A 17,253-nucleotide genomic window follows, 5' to 3' on the forward strand; every position below is an offset into this window, starting at 1 on the left:
CGCCCCCAGATCGCCCAGTTTGTTCCTTGCCTTGCCATTTCCCACGCGTCGCCGGATCGGCCGTTACAACCGCCGACATTGGGCAAGCGGCCTGCTCACCGCTTTACGCCGTCAAAATCGAGTTATTAGAGCTCACCTTAAAGCCATGAGAATAACTCGTTATGCCTGGATATACCGCTGCTTTTGATGATATTTTTCTAGATTTCAATTGACGAAAAATTTCAAAGAACTCACGTTGTTGCTCCTCGGAAAAAGCATGAGCGGCATCGTCCATCAGTAGAACTGATCGATTAAGGCCATGCAGCATTAGAATATTTTCAATTTCTTCAATCAATTCCGACGGGGCTAATTCACGGCTTATCTCATCAGGAACGTTGCCTCTTTCTAATTCTCGGATTAATTCAATGGAATCATCTGTATTGAAACCGTCGGCAGTAATGCCGCGCTCTATAAACGTTTCACTAATCGCATGGCGAACTTTGTGCAAGACCCATTGCCTGAATATTTTGGTCGCATTTGTTGTATTGTGAAACAGTGGTTCTAATGCCAATGATTGAGAGTAATTTATATAAACAGGTAAACATTTTTCTTGTAATAACAGCTCAAAATATGCAACGCGAAATAACGTAGATTTTCCTGATCCACGTGGGCCCAATAGGAGCTTTACACCGTTGCCTTTTAGTTTTTCAATAATAATCCGATCAAGTTCGCTAGGCGCTGTCCATTGTGTCAATTCGTCTTTTGATAAGCGTTTTGCACGCTCTTCAAAATTGTTTTCGAATGCCGCATCAATTCCTGAATTTGTCAATTTTTTCTTTCAATTTATTCGTAAATTATTTTTTATAAAATTTATAGCAAAATATCCATCACGAAATTATTTGTCGGATTGATTTAAATTCTGTGAGTAAACTTTTTTAATGCTAGTAATTTACTGTATGTTTAGTCAAGTTGCAATCAAAAAAGACAATTTTTTTATAATTTTATATTTTTAATTTTAATTTTAATTTTGCAATCTAATGTGGCGAAAAAGAAATTTTTTCTTCATTTGCATGGCAATAAAATTGATTTGATTGACACTGCAAAATGATAATGGATTAGTAGCGTCAAACTAGAAATTCCATTTCAAAGAATTGTGGTTAGCCGCTAGTTTCATGCGTCGTGAAATGGAGCCTGTCAATTTTTTAATCCTAGAGGCAATCCAATCTAAAGCTTAAGCTAGTTATCTTTTTGGGAGGCTCTAATTGTGGTCGCTACTCTCGATCTACTACAGCGCGGAAATCGGAAAATCTCAGCATGCGTGGACGCAGGACCTGTTTAAAATAGAGATTTTTTCGGTGGGAGTAAGCTCTTGAATTGGATCATTATTAGCCACTTCTACCTTTTCGTATCAGTTGACGTGACCGTGAAACCATATGGGACGACAATACTGAGCGTTGATATATCGCATCGCCCTAAGACGCGTAAACCTGTCGCGCATCAAGACAGATTGGGCGCCAGCCAGCGTTCCATTTCCGCCTTGTCGACACCGCGCCGCGCGACCATGTCATTGAGCTGGTCCTCGCCGATTTTGCCGACCACGAAATACTTCGATTCCGGATGCGCGAAGTAAAAGCCCGACACCGCCGCCCCCGGATACATGGCATACGATTCGGTCAGCTGCATGCCGATTTCCTCGGCCTGCATCACCTTGAACATGTCGGCCTTGACCGTGTGTTCCGGGCAGGCCGGATAGCCGGGCGCGGGACGGATGCCGACGTATTTTTCGGCGATCATGTCATCGTTGCTCAGTTGTTCGGCGGCCGAGTAGCCCCACAAATCCTTGCGCACGCGGTCGTGCAGATATTCGGCGAAGGCTTCGGCCAAGCGGTCGGCCAGCGACTTGAGCATGATCGACGAGTAGTCGTCGTGCGCGTCCTCGAAGCGCTTCTCGTATTTCTCGATGCCGAGGCCCGACGTCACCGCGAACATGCCGATGTAATCCTTCACACCGGACGCCTTCGGCGCGATGAAATCGGCCAGGCACTGGTTCGGCCGCTGCACGCCGTCGACCAACGGCTTGACGCCCTGCTGGCGCAAGCCGTAGTAGGTGAAGGCGACATGCTGGCGCGTGTCGTCGGTGTAGATTTCGATGTCGTCGTCGTTGACGCTGTTGGCCGGCAGCAGCGAGACCACGCCGTTGGCCGTCAGCCAGCGGCCGTCGATGACTTTCTTGAGCAGCGCCAGGCCCTCTTCATACACCTTGCTGGCCGCCTCGCCGACCACGTCATCGTTCAGGATGGCGGGGAAGGGGCCGGCCAGGTCCCAGGTCTGGAAGAACGGACCCCAGTCGATGTATTGCGCGACGGTCGCCAGGTCGACGTTCTTGAACACGCGGCGGCCGATGAACTTCGGCTTGACCGGCGTGTGCGCGCCGTCGAACGGCACCCGCATCTTGTTGGCGCGCGCCGCCGCCAGCGACAGTATCGGCAGCGCCTTCTTGTTGGCGTGCTGCTCGCGGATGCGCACGTAATCCTGCGCGATGTCGTCGATGTACTGGTCGCGGCTTTCGGGCGTCAGCAGCGACTGCGCCACCGACACCGAGCGCGATGCGTCCGGCACGTAGACCACCGGGCCTTCGTAGTTGTGGGCGATCTTGACGGCCGTGTGGGCGCGGCTGGTGGTGGCGCCGCCGATCAGCAGCGGAATCTTCAGCATGCGGAAATGCTCGTCGCGCTGCATCTCTTTGGCGACGTAGGCCATCTCTTCGAGCGACGGCGTGATCAGGCCGGAGAGGCCGATGATGTCGGCGTTTTCGATTTTTGCGCGGGCCAGGATTTCGGAGCAGGGCACCATCACGCCGAGGTTGACGACCTCGAAGTTATTACACTGTAAAACCACGGTGACGATGTTCTTGCCGATGTCGTGGACGTCGCCCTTCACGGTGGCCATGATGATTTTGCCTTTCGGCTTGGCGACGATGCCGGTGCGTTTTTCCTCCAGCAGTTTTTCTTCTTCGATGTAGGGGATCAAATGGGCCACGGCCTGTTTCATCACGCGCGCCGATTTGACCACCTGCGGCAAGAACATCTTCCCTTGTCCGAACAGGTCGCCGACCACGTTCATGCCGTTCATCAGCGGGCCTTCGATGACGTGGATGGGCCGGCCGCCGTTGTGCAGCAGTTCCTGGCGCGCCTCCTCGGTGTCTTCGACTATCCATTGCGTGATGCCGTAGACCAGCGCGTGCGACAAGCGCTCCTGCACCGTGCCTTCGCGCCAGATCAGGTTCTGCACCTCGGCCTTGCCGCCGGCTTTCAGCGTGCCGGCGATCTCGATCATGCGTTCGGTCGAGTCGTCGCGGCGGTTCAGCACCACGTCTTCGACCCGCTCGCGCAGTTCGGCCGGCAGGTTGTCGTAGACGCCGACCATGCCGGCGTTGACGATGCCCATGGTCATGCCGGCCTTGATGGCGTGGTACAGGAACACGGTGTGGATCGCCTCGCGCGCCAGGTCGTTGCCGCGGAAGCTGAACGAGACGTTGGAGACGCCGCCCGAAATCTTCGCGTGCGGCAGGTTGTCCTTGATCCAGCGGGTGGCGTTGATGAAGTCGACCGCGTAGTTGTTGTGCTCCTCGATGCCGGTGGCGATGGCGAAGATGTTGGGGTCGAAGATGATGTCTTCCGGCGGGAAGCCGACTTGCTCGGTGAGGATTTTATAGGCGCGGGCGCAGATTTCGGTCTTGCGCTCGAAGGTGTCGGCCTGGCCTTTTTCGTCGAAGGCCATGACGATGACGGCGGCGCCGTAGCGGCGGCACAAGCCGGCCTGGCGGATGAACTCCTCCTCGCCTTCCTTCATCGAAATCGAATTGACGATGGCCTTGCCCTGCACGCACTTGAGGCCCGCTTCGATCACCGACCATTTCGACGAGTCGATCATGATGGGCACGCGCGAGATGTCCGGCTCGGACGCGATCAGGTTCAAAAAGCGCGTCATCGCGGCCAGCGAATCGAGCATGGCCTCGTCCATGTTGATGTCGATGACCTGGGCGCCGTTTTCCACCTGCTGGCGGGCCACGCTGAGCGCCTCGTCGTACTGCTCGTTGAGGATCATGCGCGCGAACGCTTTCGAGCCGGTGACGTTGGTGCGCTCGCCGACGTTGACGAACAGGGAGTTCTCGTCGATGGTGAACGGTTCGAGTCCCGACAGGCGCTGCGCCACCGGGATTTCCGGCACGGTGCGCGGCGCGGTGGTCGACAGCAGCTGGGCGATGGCGCCGATGTGGTCCGGCGTAGTGCCGCAGCAGCCGCCGGCGATGTTGATGAAGCCGGCGTCGGCGAACTCGCGCAGCAGCGCCGAGGTGTCGGCCGGCAGTTCGTCGAAGCCGGTGTCGCTCATCGGATTGGGCAGGCCGGCGTTGGGGTAGATGCAGACGTAGGTGTCGGCGATCTTCGACAGCTCCTCGGCGTAGGGCCGCATCAGGGCCGCGCCCAGCGCGCAATTGAGGCCGATGGTCAGCGGGCGCGCGTGGCGCACCGAGTTCCAGAACGCGGGCACGGTTTGGCCGGACAGGATGCGGCCGGAGGCGTCGGTGACGGTCCCGGAAATCATCAGCGGCAGGCGCGGCGTGTCCGGGTGCTCGGCGAAATACAGGTCGATGGCGAACAGCGCGGCCTTGCAGTTGAGGGTGTCGAAGATGGTTTCGACCAGCAGCACGTCGGCGCCGCCTTCGACCAGGCCGCGCACCTGCTGGTGGTAGGCCGCGACCAGCTGGTCGAAGGTGACGTTGCGCGCGGCCGGGTCGTTGACGTCGGGCGAGATCGAGGCCGTTTTCGGCGTCGGGCCCAGCGCGCCGGCGACGAAGCGCGGCTTGTCGGCGCTGCTGTACTTGTCGCAGGCGGCGCGCGCCAGCCTGGCGGCGGCCACGTTCATCTCGTAGGCCAGTTCGGCCATGTGGTAGTCGTCCTGGGCGATGGTGGTGGCGCCGAAGGTGTTCGTTTCGATCAGGTCGGCGCCGGCGGCCAGGTAGCGCTCGTGGATTTCCTGGATGATGTGCGGCTGCGTCAGCGTCAGCAGCTCGTTGTTCCCTTTGACGAACAGTTCGCGCGCGCCCGAACCGGCCGGCGCGGCGAAATCGATGAAGCGGCCGTTCGGGCCGCCGCGGTACGCTTCCTCATCGAGCTTGTACTGCTGGATGATGGTGCCCATCGCGCCGTCGAGGATCATGATGCGGCGCGCGAGGATGGCGCGCAGCTGGCCATCGGTCTTGGACATCAGGGAGAAGGGCGCGGTGTTATTCATTTAGTACTTTCAAGGAGCGGATGCGGCGGCGGGACGGTCTAAAATTATACGGCATAGCGCAATATGCTTCAGGCTGCTGCTGCATCGCAGCAACAACGGCGCCGCCATGTATCGTTTTGTTCCATGCGCGGGCGGCGGAAACATGACGATACCAAGTGGCGCCTTTCTGTCACGCTGCCGAAACATGACGGCCAGACAATATGCTCATCGCCCGCCCATCGATTGCCACGCCATGAAACTGCCACTGCTGTATTTTTCCACGCTCGCCTACACGACGCTGATCGTGGCGTGGATATGCTACGCCGGCTATTGCCGCTAAGGGCGCTAACGGCGCTGTGCGAAATCGGCACAAATCATGTGCGCGCCGCGCGCTGGTGCGGGCCGCATCGCGCACTTAGGATGGAGCTTCCTTCAACTCCCTCCGAAAGCCTATCATGCCTATCCTGAACCTCAGCCTTTCCACCGCGCCCGACGCGGCGCAGTCGGCCCGCATCGCAGCCCGGCTGACGCAATTGACCGGCCAGATTTTGCAGAAGGATGCGGCGCTGACAGCGGTCGCCATCGCCCACGTCGATGCGGCGCACTGGTTCATCGGCGGCGCCGCGCTGGCGCAGCTGCGCAAGGCCAGCTTCTTCCTCGATATCCTTATCACCGACGAGACCAACACGGCCACGCAGAAAGCCGCTTATATCGACGCCGTGTTCGCCGCGATGCAGGAGCTGCTCGGCGAACTGCACGAGGTCAGCTACATCCACGTCCACGACGCGCGCCCGGCCGCCTGGGGCTACGGCGGCCTGACGCAGCAGTTCCGCGCGGTGCGCAAGCTGTTGTAACTAAGCAGACAGACGTCAGTCATCCCAATCGCGGCTCTGATACAGCGCGGCGGCGAAGTCGACGAACACGCGTACCTTCGGCGACAGGTGGCGGTTCTGCGGGTACAGCGCGTACAGCTCGCGCGGGCGCATCGTGTAGCCGGGCAGCAGGCGCACCAGCGCGCCGCGCTTGATATCGTCGTGGACGATGAAGGAGGCCGTGCTGACGATACCCAGTCCCGCCAGCGCGGCCTGGCGCAAGGCGACGCTGGTGTTCGCTTGGAGGCTGCCGCGCACCGTCACGGTTTCGTGCGCGTTGTCGGCGCCGATGTAGGTCCAGCTGTTCGGCTTGGCCGCCTGCGTGTACGTCAGGCAGTTGTGGTGCGCCAGGTCGGCCGGCGTGGGCGGCATGCCGTGCCGCGCCAGGTAGGCCGGCGCGGCGGCCGTCACCAGCGCGCTGCTGGCCAGGCGCCTGGCGATCAGCGTGGAGTCGGGCAGGTCGCGCGTCAGGCGCAGCGCCACGTCGAAGCCGTCGTCGATCAGGTCGACGATGCGGTCGTTGCAGACCAGGTCGATGTGCAGTTCGGGATACAGCGCGAGGAAATCCGGTAGCCACGTCGCCAGCTCCAGCGTGCCGAAGGCCATCGGCGCGTTGATGCGCAGGCTGCCCGTCGGCCGCGCGTGGTGCTGGCCGACGGCGCGGTCGGCGGCGGCTAGCGCGTCGAGGATATGGCGGCTGGCGTCGTAGTAATCCTTGCCGGCGGCGGTGAGGGCGAAGCGGCGCGTGGTGCGGTTCAGCAGTTGCGCGCCCAGCTGTTCTTCGAGCTGGCGGATCTGGCGCGAGACGATGGTGTGCGAGATGCCGAGGGCGTCGGCGGCGGCCGTGAAGCTGCCCAGTTCCACCACGCGGCGCAAGGCTCTCAGTGCTGCCAGTTGATCCATCGGCGCCTTTCCTGCTGTGGAAATTATTCGAAGCGCTGGCCGTCGAGCGGGAAGCCTTTGATGAATTCGTGCGCGGGCAGGCGCTTGCCGCCGGGTTTTTGCAATTCGGTCAGGCGCAGCGAGCCGCCGCCGCCGCAGGCGATGACGATGCCGTGCTGGGCGTCGGCCGCCAGCACGGTGCCGGCCGGCGCGCCGCTGTCGGCGGCCAGCACGTCGGCGCCCCACAGCTTGACGATCACGCCGTTGACGCTGCCGTGCGCGCCGGGGAAGGGGTTGAAGGCGCGGATCTTGCGGCCGAGGTGCGGCGCCGATTGCGCGAAGTCGAGCGCCGCTTCTTCCTTGGCTATCTTGGCCGCGTAGGTGACGCCCGCTTGCGGCTGCGTCACCGCTTCCAGCGTGCCTTGCTCCATCTTGCGCAGCGCCTGCACGATCATCTTCCCGCCCAGCGCGGCGAGCCGGTCGTGGATGATGGCGGTGCTGTCCTGCTCACCGATGGCGACGTGCTCGATCAGCAGCATCGGCCCGGTGTCGAGTCCTTCTTCCATCTGCATGATGGTGACGCCGGTGTCGGCGTCGCCGGCCTCGATGGCGCGGTGGATGGGGGCGGCGCCGCGCCAGCGCGGCAGCAGCGAGCCGTGGATGTTGAGGCAGGGCTTGATGTCGAGCGTGCTGCGCGGCAGGATCAGGCCGTAGGCGGCCACCACCATCACGTCGTAGTCGGTGGCCAGCAGGCGCTCATGGGCCGCCTGCGCCTCGGCGGCGCGCTGCGGGTCCTTGCTGTCCATGCGCAGCGACAGCGGTTGCAGCACGGCGATGTCGTGCGCCAGCGCGTACTGCTTGACGGCCGACGGGTGCAAATGCATGCCGCGGCCGGCGGGGCGGTCGGGCTGGGTCAGCACCAAGGGGATGTCGTGGCCGGCTTCGTGCAGCGCCTGCAAGGCCACGGCGGCAAATTCCGGCGTGCCGGCGAAGATCACTTTCATGGGGTTTCCTTGGTGATGATGGGCGCGCCGGCACGGCCGTGGCAAGCGCCTGGCGCCTGGCGATTAGCGGTCAGCGGCGGCCGGCGGCCGGCTGGCGCGGAACGCGTCGGGGCGTCAGAAGCGGCGGCCTTGGGCGCGCAGCATTTCTTCGCGTTGCAGGCCGCGCTCTTCTTTTTGCATCTTGGTCTTGATGCGGTTGCGCTTGAGCGGCGACAGGTATTCGACGAACACTTTGCCCAGCAAATGGTCCATCTCGTGCTGGATGCAGACGGCCAGCAGGCCGTCGGCTTCGAGTTCGAAGGGCAGGCCCTTGACGTCGAGCGCCCGCACCTTGACCCTGGCGTGCCGTTCGACGCCGTCGTAGACGCCCGGCACCGACAAACAGCCTTCGTCGTAGACTTGCATTTCGTCGCTGGCCCAGATGATTTCGGGATTGATGAAGACGGTCAGCGCATCCTTGGTGTCGGACGTGTCGATAATCAGCAACTGTTCGTGGAAGTCGACCTGCGACGCGGCCAGGCCCACGCCGGGCGCCTCGTACATGGTTTCGGCCATGTCGGCGACAAGTTGTTCGAGCTTGGCGTCGAACACGGTGACCGGTTTGGCGACCTTGTGCAGGCGCGGATCGGGGTAGCGAAGAATATTTAGGATAGCCATACGAGTAGAATGTTAGTGTTTTTGCCAGCTACGACAGCGGCGCCCTATGGGACAGCGCGGTTTCACTTGCTAGTTCGGGGTTTTATGGGCAGAATTTGATTCAGTTCGGCAAGCTTCAGGCCTGCCTTTCTCCCCCGTCGATAGGGTCGCATGTCGGTAGCGTGCCGTGGGCATGATACCAGCCGGCGGCCGGCGCTGTCGCGTCGGGGAAATCCCGTGATCCCGGCACGCTGTCGGCTTTACGCCTTGCCGCACTTAACGGACATATTAATGAAAAATTTTAGCACAGTCGGCGCCCGCTTAGTTGTAGCAGCCCTTTTTTCCGGTGTGACGGCGGTGTCGGCGCAGACCTTGCATTGCACCTTCCGGGCCGACGCGCCGGACCAGCATCTGGTCGTCAAAGGCGACACCCTGTGGGATATTTCCGGCCATTTCCTCGACAAGCCCTGGTGCTGGCCGCAGGTGTGGGGCATGAACCGCGAAGAAATCCATAATCCGCACTGGATCTATCCGGGCCAGATCGTCTATTTCGACCGCGTGGGCGGCCGCTTGCGCCTGGGCGCGCCGATCGGCGCCAACGGTGACGGCGGCGGCGGCGATCCGTCGCAGCTGCGCCTGACGCCGCAGTTGCGCATGGAGGGCCTCGGCAAGGATGCCGTGCAATCGATTCCGTCCGGCGTGATCGAGCCCTTCCTGACGCAGCCGCTGATCGTCGAGGACGACGAGCTGAAAAACGCGCCGCGCGTCGTCGCCACCCAGGAGGGCCACGTCTTCCTCGGCAAGGACGACAAGGCTTATGTGCGTGGCGAACTGAACGGCGGCACCTCGTTCCAGGTGTTCCGGCCCGGCGTGCCGCTGAAAGACCCGGTGACGGGCAAGGTGATCGGCCATGAGGCGTTTTATCTGGGCACGCTCAAGTTGCAGACGGCGGCCAAGGGCGGCAGCGGCAGCGACGTCCACACCTTCACCGTCGCCAACGCCAAGGAAGAAATGGGCGTCGGCGACCAGCTGATGCAGGCGCCGCCCACGCCGATGCGCAACTATGTGCCGCATCCGCCGGAACAGTTGGTGGAATCGCGCGTGGTGGCCATTTACGGCGGCGTCACGCACGCCGGCCAGAACCAGGTCGTCAGCATTAATCGCGGCAAGCTTGACGGACTCGATGTCGGCTCCGTGCTGCAGTTGTACCATGCAGGTCGGGTGGTGACCGATACGACGGCCAGCAAGGGCTGGACCGGCATGGGCAGCCCCAAGGTCAAGTTGCCGGACGAGGAAGTGGGCAGCTTGTTTGTGTTCCGCGTGTTCAAGCATATTGCCTACGGCTTGATCATGCAGGTCACGGAGCCGGTAGTGGTGGGCGACGTGGCGCGTTCGCCGGAGTAAACCGCGCCGTGGCCGCCACGGATACCCCCACCCCCGCCAACCGGCCCGCCGCTCCCGATGAAACGCTGGCCGGCTGGCTGCGTCTGGCGCACACGCCCGGCGTCGGCCTGCTGACGGCGCACCGCCTGCTAGCCGCCCACGGCACGCCGGCCGCCATCTTCGGCGCCGGCCGCGAGGCGCTGCTGGCGCTGGTCAAGCCGGCCCAGGCGCAAGCCCTGGCGGCCGCCGCCGGCGCCGACGTGGGGCCGGCGCTGGCCGGTCTGCGCGACTGGCTCGGCCACCCCGGCCGCCACCTGCTCACCCTGGACGATCCCCGCTACCCGCCGCTGCTGCGCGAAATCGCCGACGCGCCGCTGCTGCTGTACGCGATCGGCCGCGTCGACCTGCTGGCGCGGCCGGCCGTGGCCATCGTCGGCAGCCGCAACGCCAGCGCCCAGGGCGTGGCCCACGCGGCGCGTTTCGGCGCTGCGCTGTCGCAGGCCGGGCTGACCATCGTCTCGGGCCTGGCGCTGGGCATCGACGCGGCGGCCCATGACGGCGGCCTGGCCGGCGCCGGCGCCACCGTCGCCGTGATCGCCACCGGCGCCGATCAAATTTATCCGCGGGCCAACGGCGCGCTGGCGCGGCGCATCGCCGCCGACGGCTGCGTCGTCAGCGAATTTCCGCTGGGCACGCCGCCGCGCTCGGACAACTTCCCGCGCCGCAACCGCATCATCAGCGGGCTGGCGCGCGGCGTGCTGGTGGTGGAGGCGGCGGCCAAATCGGGCTCGCTCATCACGGCGCGCCTGGCGCTGGACCAAAACCGCGACGTCTACGCCATCCCCGGCTCCATCCACGCCGCGCTGAGCAAGGGTTGCCACCAGTTAATCAAGGAGGGCGCCAAGCTGGTCGAGACGGTCGACGACGTGCTGGCCGAGCTGCGCTGGCCGCTGTCGGGCGCGCCGGCCGTGCCCGACAGCGGCTACGTCGACGTGCTGCTCGACGCCATCGGTGACGACGTGGCCGGCGCCGACGCGCTGGCGCTGCGGCTGGGCCTGGGCGTGGCGCAAGTCCAGAGTCAGCTGCTGAGCCTGGAAATGGCGCGCCTGGTCGAACGCCTGCCGGGCGGGCTGTTCCAGCGCCTGCGGGGCTGACGCCGGGGGCCGGCGCCGGGGCGGGCGCGGCACCGGTGCGGGACTTGTGCCCGGTCTCGCTTAACTGATAGAGTAGCGCCATGTTCGATATCCTGGTTTATCTCTACGAGACGTATTACCGCCCTGATGCCTGCCCGGAACCGGCCGCATTGGCGAAGAAACTGTCGGCCGTCGGTTTTGACGACGTGGAGATTTCCGAAGCGCTGGTCTGGCTGACCGACTTGACGGCGATGGCCGGCGCCGAGCAGGCGCTGACGGCGTCGTCGACCGGCACCCGCTTCTACGTCGCCGAAGAGCTCGACGTGCTGGGCCCGGCCGCCGTCGGCTTCATCCAGTTCCTCGAAAGCGCCAAGGTGCTGTCGCCGCTGCAACGCGAAATCGTCGTCGAGCGGGCGCTGGCGCTGGACGAGGCCCCGGTGTCGCTGGGCAAGCTGAAAGTGATCGTGCTGATGCTGCTGTGGAGCCAGGGCAAGGAACCGGACGCGCTGATGTTCGACGACCTGTTCGGCTCCGACGACGAGCAAGCACCGCGCCTGCTGCACTGAAGCCCGCGCCGCCAGCGAGCGCCGGCGGCCGCCGGCGGCGCGGGTCTCCCATCGGCTGTGCTTGCGGAGCGCCCCACTAGACGTTTATGATGGGCGACTTTATAGTCGCTTTGACAATACTGCGCAACAGTGTCCGCCAGGCAAACTACTACCGGCCCCGTGTTGCACTGTATGATGCGCATGCTATCGCCGCTCGCGGCACCCACTCCAGAGTAAATCGAGACCACATAATATGAGCAAAACCCTCATCATCGCCGAGAAGCCATCTGTCGCGAACGACATCGCGAAGACGCTGGGCGGCTTTACCAAGCACGATGAGTACTTTGAATCCGACGAGTACGTGCTGTCCTCCGCCGTCGGCCACCTGCTGGAAATCGCCGTGCCGGAAGAACACGACGTCAAGCGCGGCAAATGGAGCTTCGCCCACCTGCCGATGATCCCGCCGTACTTCGCCCTCAACCCGATCGCCAAGACCGAGGCGCGGCTCAAGGTGTTGAACAAGCTCATCAAGCGCAAGGACGTCACCGGCCTGATCAACGCCTGCGATGCCGGGCGCGAAGGCGAGTTGATTTTCCGCCTGATCGCGCAGAACGCGAAAGCCAAGCAACCGGTGCAGCGCCTGTGGCTGCAATCGATGACGCCGGGCGCCATCCGCGAAGGCTTCACCAAGCTGCGCAGCGACGAAGACATGATGCCGCTGGCCGACGCCGCCCGCTGCCGCTCCGAGGCCGACTGGCTGATCGGCATCAACGGCACCCGCGCCATGACGGCCTTCAACTCGAAAGAGGGCGGCTTTTACCTGACCACGGTGGGCCGGGTGCAGACGCCGACGCTGTCCATCGTCGTCGAGCGCGAAGACAAGATCAAGAAATTCGTGCCGCGCGACTACTGGGACGTGCGCGCCGAGTTCGTCTGCGCGGCCGGCATCTACGAAGGCCGCTGGCTGGACACCAAGTTCAAGAAGGACGAGACCGATCCCGAGAAGCGCGCCGAGCGCCTGTGGAGCCGCGCCGCCGCCGACACCATCGCCATGGCTTGCCGCGGCAAGCAGGGCAACGTCACCGAGGAGGCCAAGCCGACCACGTCGATGGCGCCGGCCCTGTTCGACCTGACCAGCCTGCAGCGCGAAGCGAACTCGCGCTTCGGCTTCTCGGCCAAGAACACGCTGGGCCTGGCCCAGGCCCTGTATGAAAAGCACAAGGTGCTGACCTATCCGCGTACCGATTCGCGCCACCTGCCGGAGGATTACATCCCCACCGTGATGCAGGCGCTGGAGACGGTCAAGGAAAACAGCAACTACCACCAGTTCGCCAAGCAGATCATCGACAAGGGCTGGGTCAAGCCGAACAAGCGCATCTTCGACAACACCAAGATCTCGGATCACTTCGCGATCATCCCGACCACCATCGCGCCGAAGAATCTGTCGGAGCCGGAACAGAAGTTGTACGACCTGGTCACGCGCCGCTTCATGGCCGTGTTCTTCCCGCCGGCCGAGTTCCAGGTGACCACCCGCTACACCGAAGTGTCGGGCCACCAGTTCAAGACCGAAGGCAAGGTCATGACCAATCCGGGCTGGCTGGCGATCTACGGCAAGGAAGCGTCGACCGACGACGACAAGGAAGGCAACGCCAACGGCAATCTGGTGCCGGTGGCCAAGGGCGAAAAAGTGGCGACCGAATCGGTCACGCCGAACGCCCTGGTCACCAAGCCGCCGGCCCGCTACACGGAAGCGACCTTGCTGTCGGCCATGGAAGGCGCCGGCAAGCTGATCGACGACGACGAGCTGCGCGACGCCATGGCCGGCAAGGGCCTGGGCACGCCGGCCACGCGCGCCGCCACCATCGAGGGTTTGCTGACGGAACGCTACCTGATCCGCGAAGGCCGCGAGCTGATCCCGACCGCCAAGGCGTCGCAGCTGATGACCTTGCTGCGCGGCCTCGGCGTCAACGAGTTGACCGCGCCGGAGCTGACGGGCGAGTGGGAATACAAGCTGTCGCAAATGGAAAAGGGCAAAATCTCGCGCGAGGAATTCATGCGCGAAATTGCCCAGATGACGCAGATCATCGTCAAGCGCGCCAAGGAATACAACAACGACACCATCCCCGGCGACTACGCGACGATGCACGAGCCGTGCCCGAATTGCGCCAGCGTGGTCAAGGAAAACTATCGCCGCTTCGCCTGCACCAAGTGCGAATTCTCGATGAGCAAAACGCCGGGCAGCCGGCAGTTCGAGATCGCCGAAGTGGAAGAGTTGCTGAAAAACCGCACCATCGGCCCACTGCAAGGCTTCCGCTCGAAGATGGGGCGCCCGTTCGCGGCCATCCTGCGCATCGTGCGCGACGAGGACATCAGCAACTTCAAGCTGGAGTTCGACTTCGGCCAGAACGACGACGATGAAAACGCCGAAGCGGTCGACTTCACCGGCCAGACCGTGCTCGGACCGTGCCCCAAGTGCGCCGGCGGCGTCTACGAGATGGGCTTGGCCTATGTGTGCGAAAACAGCGTCGCCAAGCCCAAGACCTGTGACTTCCGCAGCGGCCGCATCATCTTGCAGCAAGAGATTTTGCCGGAACAAATGGTCAAGCTGCTCAACGACGGCAAAACCGACCTGATGCCGGGCTTTGTGTCGCAGCGCACGCGTCGTCCGTTCAAGGCGTTTTTGGTCAAGGGCAAGGACGGCAAGATCAGCTTCGAGTTTGAAGAGCGCAAAGCCAAGCCGGGCGCCAAGGTCAAGGCCGCGCCGGTGGCGGACGAGGACGACGGCGCCGCCGACGCCGACGGCAAAGCCGCCGCGCCGGCCAAGAAGGCGCCGGCCAAGAAGGCGGCGGCGGCCAAGGCGGCGCCGGCCAAAAAAGCGGCCGTGAAAAAAGCGCCGGCGAAAAAGGCGGCGCCTAAAAAAGCGGCGGCGGTAGTCGAGTAAAAAACAGCGCATCGCATAAAAAACCGGAATTCAGTTCAGCTGAATTCCGGTTTTTTTCCATTGAGGCCTGGGGGTAAATTTAATTTTCTGAGCCGTTGATGCGGTCGAAAAATAGGCGAAGGCTGCGCCGGCCGTGAATAACGGCGAGGATGATGATTTCGCTGATCTCGACACGATAAATCAGGCGGTAGTGAAAGATTGATCGCTGGCGTATCAAAGGGTTATTCAGATCAGGGACGACGATTCCCAGATGTGGAAATCTGTCGAGGTCGCTTGCGATGGACAAGATCTTTTTGACGACCTTTGCCGCATTCGCTGTAGATCGGCGCGCAATATATTGCGCGATCGCGTCGACGTCATTGAGCGCCTCGCTGGACCAAACTATCCTTCTAGCCATTTGCTAAGACGCTGCGTTACTTCTTGCTGCGACAAGGTTCCCTCAGCCTGAATGCGCGCTTCGCTTTTCTTGATCTTCATGACGACGTACAGATGATATTGGATATCTTCCAACGAACAGTCGTCGGGGAGGGATTGAAGCAAACTCATCACCTCTTGCTTTGCGGCCGACATATCTTCTCTCCTGTTTGCGTGACTCCACCTCAGTATAGCGCCTGAAAGGCATGGTGCGAATTGTGAGAGCGGTGCTTGAAGTGGCAATCGATGACGCTTCGATGGGCGTCAAGCGTTCACGCGAATTATGCGATATCGCTGATTTTCCATGGAACTTCGGACCACGGAATCGTGACAAGTTGGCCCACCTGCCATTGCCGTGCCGTCGCCGGATCGAGCGCATCAGCCTCGCATGAGGCCGTTTTTTCCAGCCATGGAAAGTTGGAGGCGACGATGGTCCAGCCGTCCTGCCTGTGGAAGATGGAAAACTCGCTGCAGCGCTGCGGCTGGAACGCATCGGCGGCGAACTCGTCGTCCGGCCGGCCGCAGGCCCAGGCTGCCCACCGTTCGCTGATGAGCAGGTAGGCGATGGCGGCGCCGTGCGGATCTTGCAGGCGCACGCCGCGCATGGCGCCGCTCGGCTCGCGCAGCCAGTCTTCTTCATAGCTGTCGTCGAGACCGGTTTCGTGCAGGTGGTCGGGACTGTCGAAGCGCATCTCGCCGGCGTCGACTTCGCTGCTGACGTAGGGGAAGGCGATTTCGGGATGCCAGGCGCAGCGCGTGCCGTCGACGGCGGTGACGCCGGCGAAGCCGGTTTGCGCCGCGTAGCGTGCCAGCTGATCGGGCGGCAGTAGCGCCAGCGCGGCGGCGTCGGCGACGGCGGGGCGGTCGGCCGGGATGCGCAGGTCGATGTGGAACCGCGATGATTGCAACCACCATACCCGGGTCGTCGAGTCGCTGCCGCCATTGCTGCGCCGGATGACGGTGCGGCGCCACAGGCCTTCATAGTCGACGGGTACGGTGCGTTTCATCAGGGTATAAACCGTAAAGACAATATACAAGACGCCTATTTTAAATCATCGGCGCCAGCAGGCGATGCGCGCCTGTCAACGCCGCTAAGCGCCGGTAAGCGCTACGGGCCGCTCACGCGCGCACCAGCAGCTTGCCGCGATGGTCGCCCGTGAACAGGGAGTTGAGCGCCGCCGGCAACTGCTCGAAGCCGTCGATCACGGTTTCCTCGAACACGATTTCGCCGGCCTTGACCCAGGGCGCGACGATGCGCACCATCTCATCCATGCGGTGCAGATAGTCGCGCGCCAGCATGCCCTGGATGGTGGCGCGCTGGTACAGCATGTGGTGCAGCAGGCGCGGGCCCAGTTCCGGCGTTTCCAGGCCGCCGCCATACTGGCTGATCTGGCCGCAGATGACGATGCGGGCGCGGCGGTTGATGAGGGGGATCACGGCGTCGGTCGCCATGCCGCCCACGTTGTCGAAATAAACGTCGACGCCGCCCGTCAGCGCCTTGATCTCGGCGCCCAGCGTGTCGGCGCCGGCGTGGGGCTTGTAGTCGATGGCCCAGTCGGCGCCCAGGGTGTCGCGCAGCCAGGCGCACTTGGCGGGGCCGCCGGCGATGCCGAGCACGCGCGCGCCGTGGCGCTTGGCGAACTGCACCACGAGCGAACCGACCGCGCCGGCCGCGCCCGACACCACCACCATTTCGCCGGCGTGCGGGCGGCCCGATTCGGTCAGGCCGAACCAGGCGGTGCGGCCCGGCATGCCGAGCACACCGAGCGCGGTCGTCACGGGCGCGAGTTCGGGATCGATGCGCTTGAGGCCGCTGGCGTGGAGGCGGGCGTGGGTCTGCCAGCCGGAATAGGCTTGCACCCAGTCGCCGGCCGCGTAGCCGGGCGCGTTCGAGGCCAGCACCCGGGCCACGACGGCGCCCTGTTGCACGGTATTGAGCGGGTGCGCTTCCGTGTCGTAGGTCGGCTTGCTGGACTGGCCGATGCGCATATACGGGTCGACGCTGAAATAGGCCGATTCGATCAGCACTTCCTGCTCGCCCAGCGCCGTGCTCAGTTGCTGTTCGACCAGTTCGTAATGGTCGGCGCTGATCTGGCCGACGGGTTGTTGGCGGTAAATCCACTGGCGTTGGGTCAGCATGGTCATGGCGGGCGATCGGAGTGAGGAGGGTAGCGTCGATGGTAAGATGTT

15 protein-coding genes are annotated in these 17,253 nt (G+C 62.8%); 6 read left to right on the forward strand and 9 right to left on the reverse strand.

What is annotated here, in order from left to right:
* Positions 1-103: 103 nt before the first annotated feature.
* Both Q0S71_RS21910 and metH read right to left on the reverse strand, forming a co-directional pair.
* The gene (locus Q0S71_RS21910; protein ID WP_296000448.1) at positions 104-808 is read right to left on the reverse strand and encodes a hypothetical protein; all 705 of its coding nucleotides are present in this window, start codon (positions 806-808) and stop codon (positions 104-106) included.
* Between the two features lie 668 nt (positions 809-1,476).
* Positions 1,477-5,247 carry a methionine synthase gene (gene metH / locus Q0S71_RS21915; RefSeq protein ID WP_296000515.1) on the reverse strand — a complete coding sequence of 1,257 codons (3,771 nt, stop codon included), beginning with the start codon at positions 5,245-5,247 and terminating at the stop codon, positions 1,477-1,479.
* Positions 5,248-5,458: 211 nt separating this feature from the next.
* Here metH and Q0S71_RS21920 point away from each other — a divergent pair, with 211 nt between their 5' ends.
* Both Q0S71_RS21920 and Q0S71_RS21925 read left to right on the forward strand, forming a co-directional pair.
* Positions 5,459-5,593: a hypothetical protein gene (locus Q0S71_RS21920; RefSeq protein WP_296000451.1), complete on the forward strand. Its 135-nt coding sequence runs from the start codon at positions 5,459-5,461 to the stop codon at positions 5,591-5,593.
* Between the two features lie 115 nt (positions 5,594-5,708).
* Positions 5,709-6,107, forward strand: coding sequence for a 4-oxalocrotonate tautomerase family protein (locus tag Q0S71_RS21925; protein ID WP_296000454.1), 399 nt, complete (start codon positions 5,709-5,711; stop codon positions 6,105-6,107).
* Between the two features lie 15 nt (positions 6,108-6,122).
* Here Q0S71_RS21925 and Q0S71_RS21930 read toward each other — a convergent pair whose 3' ends face one another.
* From Q0S71_RS21930 to def, 3 genes are all read right to left on the reverse strand, one after another.
* Positions 6,123-7,028, reverse strand: a complete 906-nt coding sequence (locus tag Q0S71_RS21930) for a LysR family transcriptional regulator (protein ID WP_296000455.1) — start codon at positions 7,026-7,028, stop codon at positions 6,123-6,125.
* Positions 7,029-7,051: 23 nt separating this feature from the next.
* A complete protein-coding gene (fmt, locus tag Q0S71_RS21935; protein ID WP_296000458.1) occupies positions 7,052-8,011 on the reverse strand; it encodes a methionyl-tRNA formyltransferase in 960 nt (319 codons plus the stop codon).
* 114 nt (positions 8,012-8,125) lie between these two features.
* Positions 8,126-8,668 carry a peptide deformylase gene (gene def / locus Q0S71_RS21940; protein ID WP_296000461.1) on the reverse strand — a complete coding sequence of 181 codons (543 nt, stop codon included), beginning with the start codon at positions 8,666-8,668 and terminating at the stop codon, positions 8,126-8,128.
* A 270-nt stretch (positions 8,669-8,938) separates the two neighbouring features.
* On the opposite strand from def, the gene Q0S71_RS21945 reads away from it, so the two are divergent.
* The 4 genes from Q0S71_RS21945 to Q0S71_RS21960 all read left to right on the forward strand — a co-directional run bounded on the left by Q0S71_RS21945 (position 8,939) and on the right by Q0S71_RS21960 (position 14,649).
* Complete coding sequence (locus Q0S71_RS21945; protein WP_296000464.1) at positions 8,939-10,051, forward strand: LysM peptidoglycan-binding domain-containing protein; 1,113 nt, start codon at positions 8,939-8,941, stop codon at positions 10,049-10,051.
* A gap of 8 nt (positions 10,052-10,059) precedes the next feature.
* On the forward strand, positions 10,060-11,184 hold the full coding sequence (dprA, locus tag Q0S71_RS21950; RefSeq protein ID WP_296000468.1) for a DNA-processing protein DprA: 1,125 nt from the start codon (positions 10,060-10,062) through the stop codon (positions 11,182-11,184).
* Positions 11,185-11,264: 80 nt separating this feature from the next.
* Positions 11,265-11,729, forward strand: a complete 465-nt coding sequence (locus Q0S71_RS21955; protein WP_296000471.1) for a DUF494 family protein — start codon at positions 11,265-11,267, stop codon at positions 11,727-11,729.
* A gap of 232 nt (positions 11,730-11,961) precedes the next feature.
* The gene (locus Q0S71_RS21960; RefSeq protein ID WP_296000473.1) at positions 11,962-14,649 is read left to right on the forward strand and encodes a DNA topoisomerase III; all 2,688 of its coding nucleotides are present in this window, start codon (positions 11,962-11,964) and stop codon (positions 14,647-14,649) included.
* Positions 14,650-14,728: 79 nt separating this feature from the next.
* Here Q0S71_RS21960 and Q0S71_RS21965 read toward each other — a convergent pair whose 3' ends face one another.
* The 4 genes from Q0S71_RS21965 to Q0S71_RS21980 form a co-directional block, all read right to left on the reverse strand.
* On the reverse strand, positions 14,729-15,046 hold the full coding sequence (locus tag Q0S71_RS21965; RefSeq protein ID WP_296000476.1) for a type II toxin-antitoxin system RelE/ParE family toxin: 318 nt from the start codon (positions 15,044-15,046) through the stop codon (positions 14,729-14,731).
* A complete protein-coding gene (locus Q0S71_RS21970; protein ID WP_296000479.1) occupies positions 15,031-15,219 on the reverse strand; it encodes a hypothetical protein in 189 nt (62 codons plus the stop codon). The genes Q0S71_RS21965 and Q0S71_RS21970 overlap by 16 nt, the downstream gene beginning before the upstream one ends.
* Positions 15,220-15,344: 125 nt before the next feature.
* A complete protein-coding gene (locus Q0S71_RS21975; RefSeq protein ID WP_296000482.1) occupies positions 15,345-16,070 on the reverse strand; it encodes a hypothetical protein in 726 nt (241 codons plus the stop codon).
* Positions 16,071-16,182: 112 nt separating this feature from the next.
* Complete coding sequence (locus tag Q0S71_RS21980; RefSeq protein ID WP_296000484.1) at positions 16,183-17,208, reverse strand: NADP-dependent oxidoreductase; 1,026 nt, start codon at positions 17,206-17,208, stop codon at positions 16,183-16,185.
* Positions 17,209-17,253: the final 45 nt, after the last annotated feature.

Origin of the sequence: Rugamonas sp. (assembly GCF_025354735.1) — a bacterium.
Taxonomy (GTDB): domain Bacteria; phylum Pseudomonadota; class Gammaproteobacteria; order Burkholderiales; family Burkholderiaceae_D; genus Rugamonas.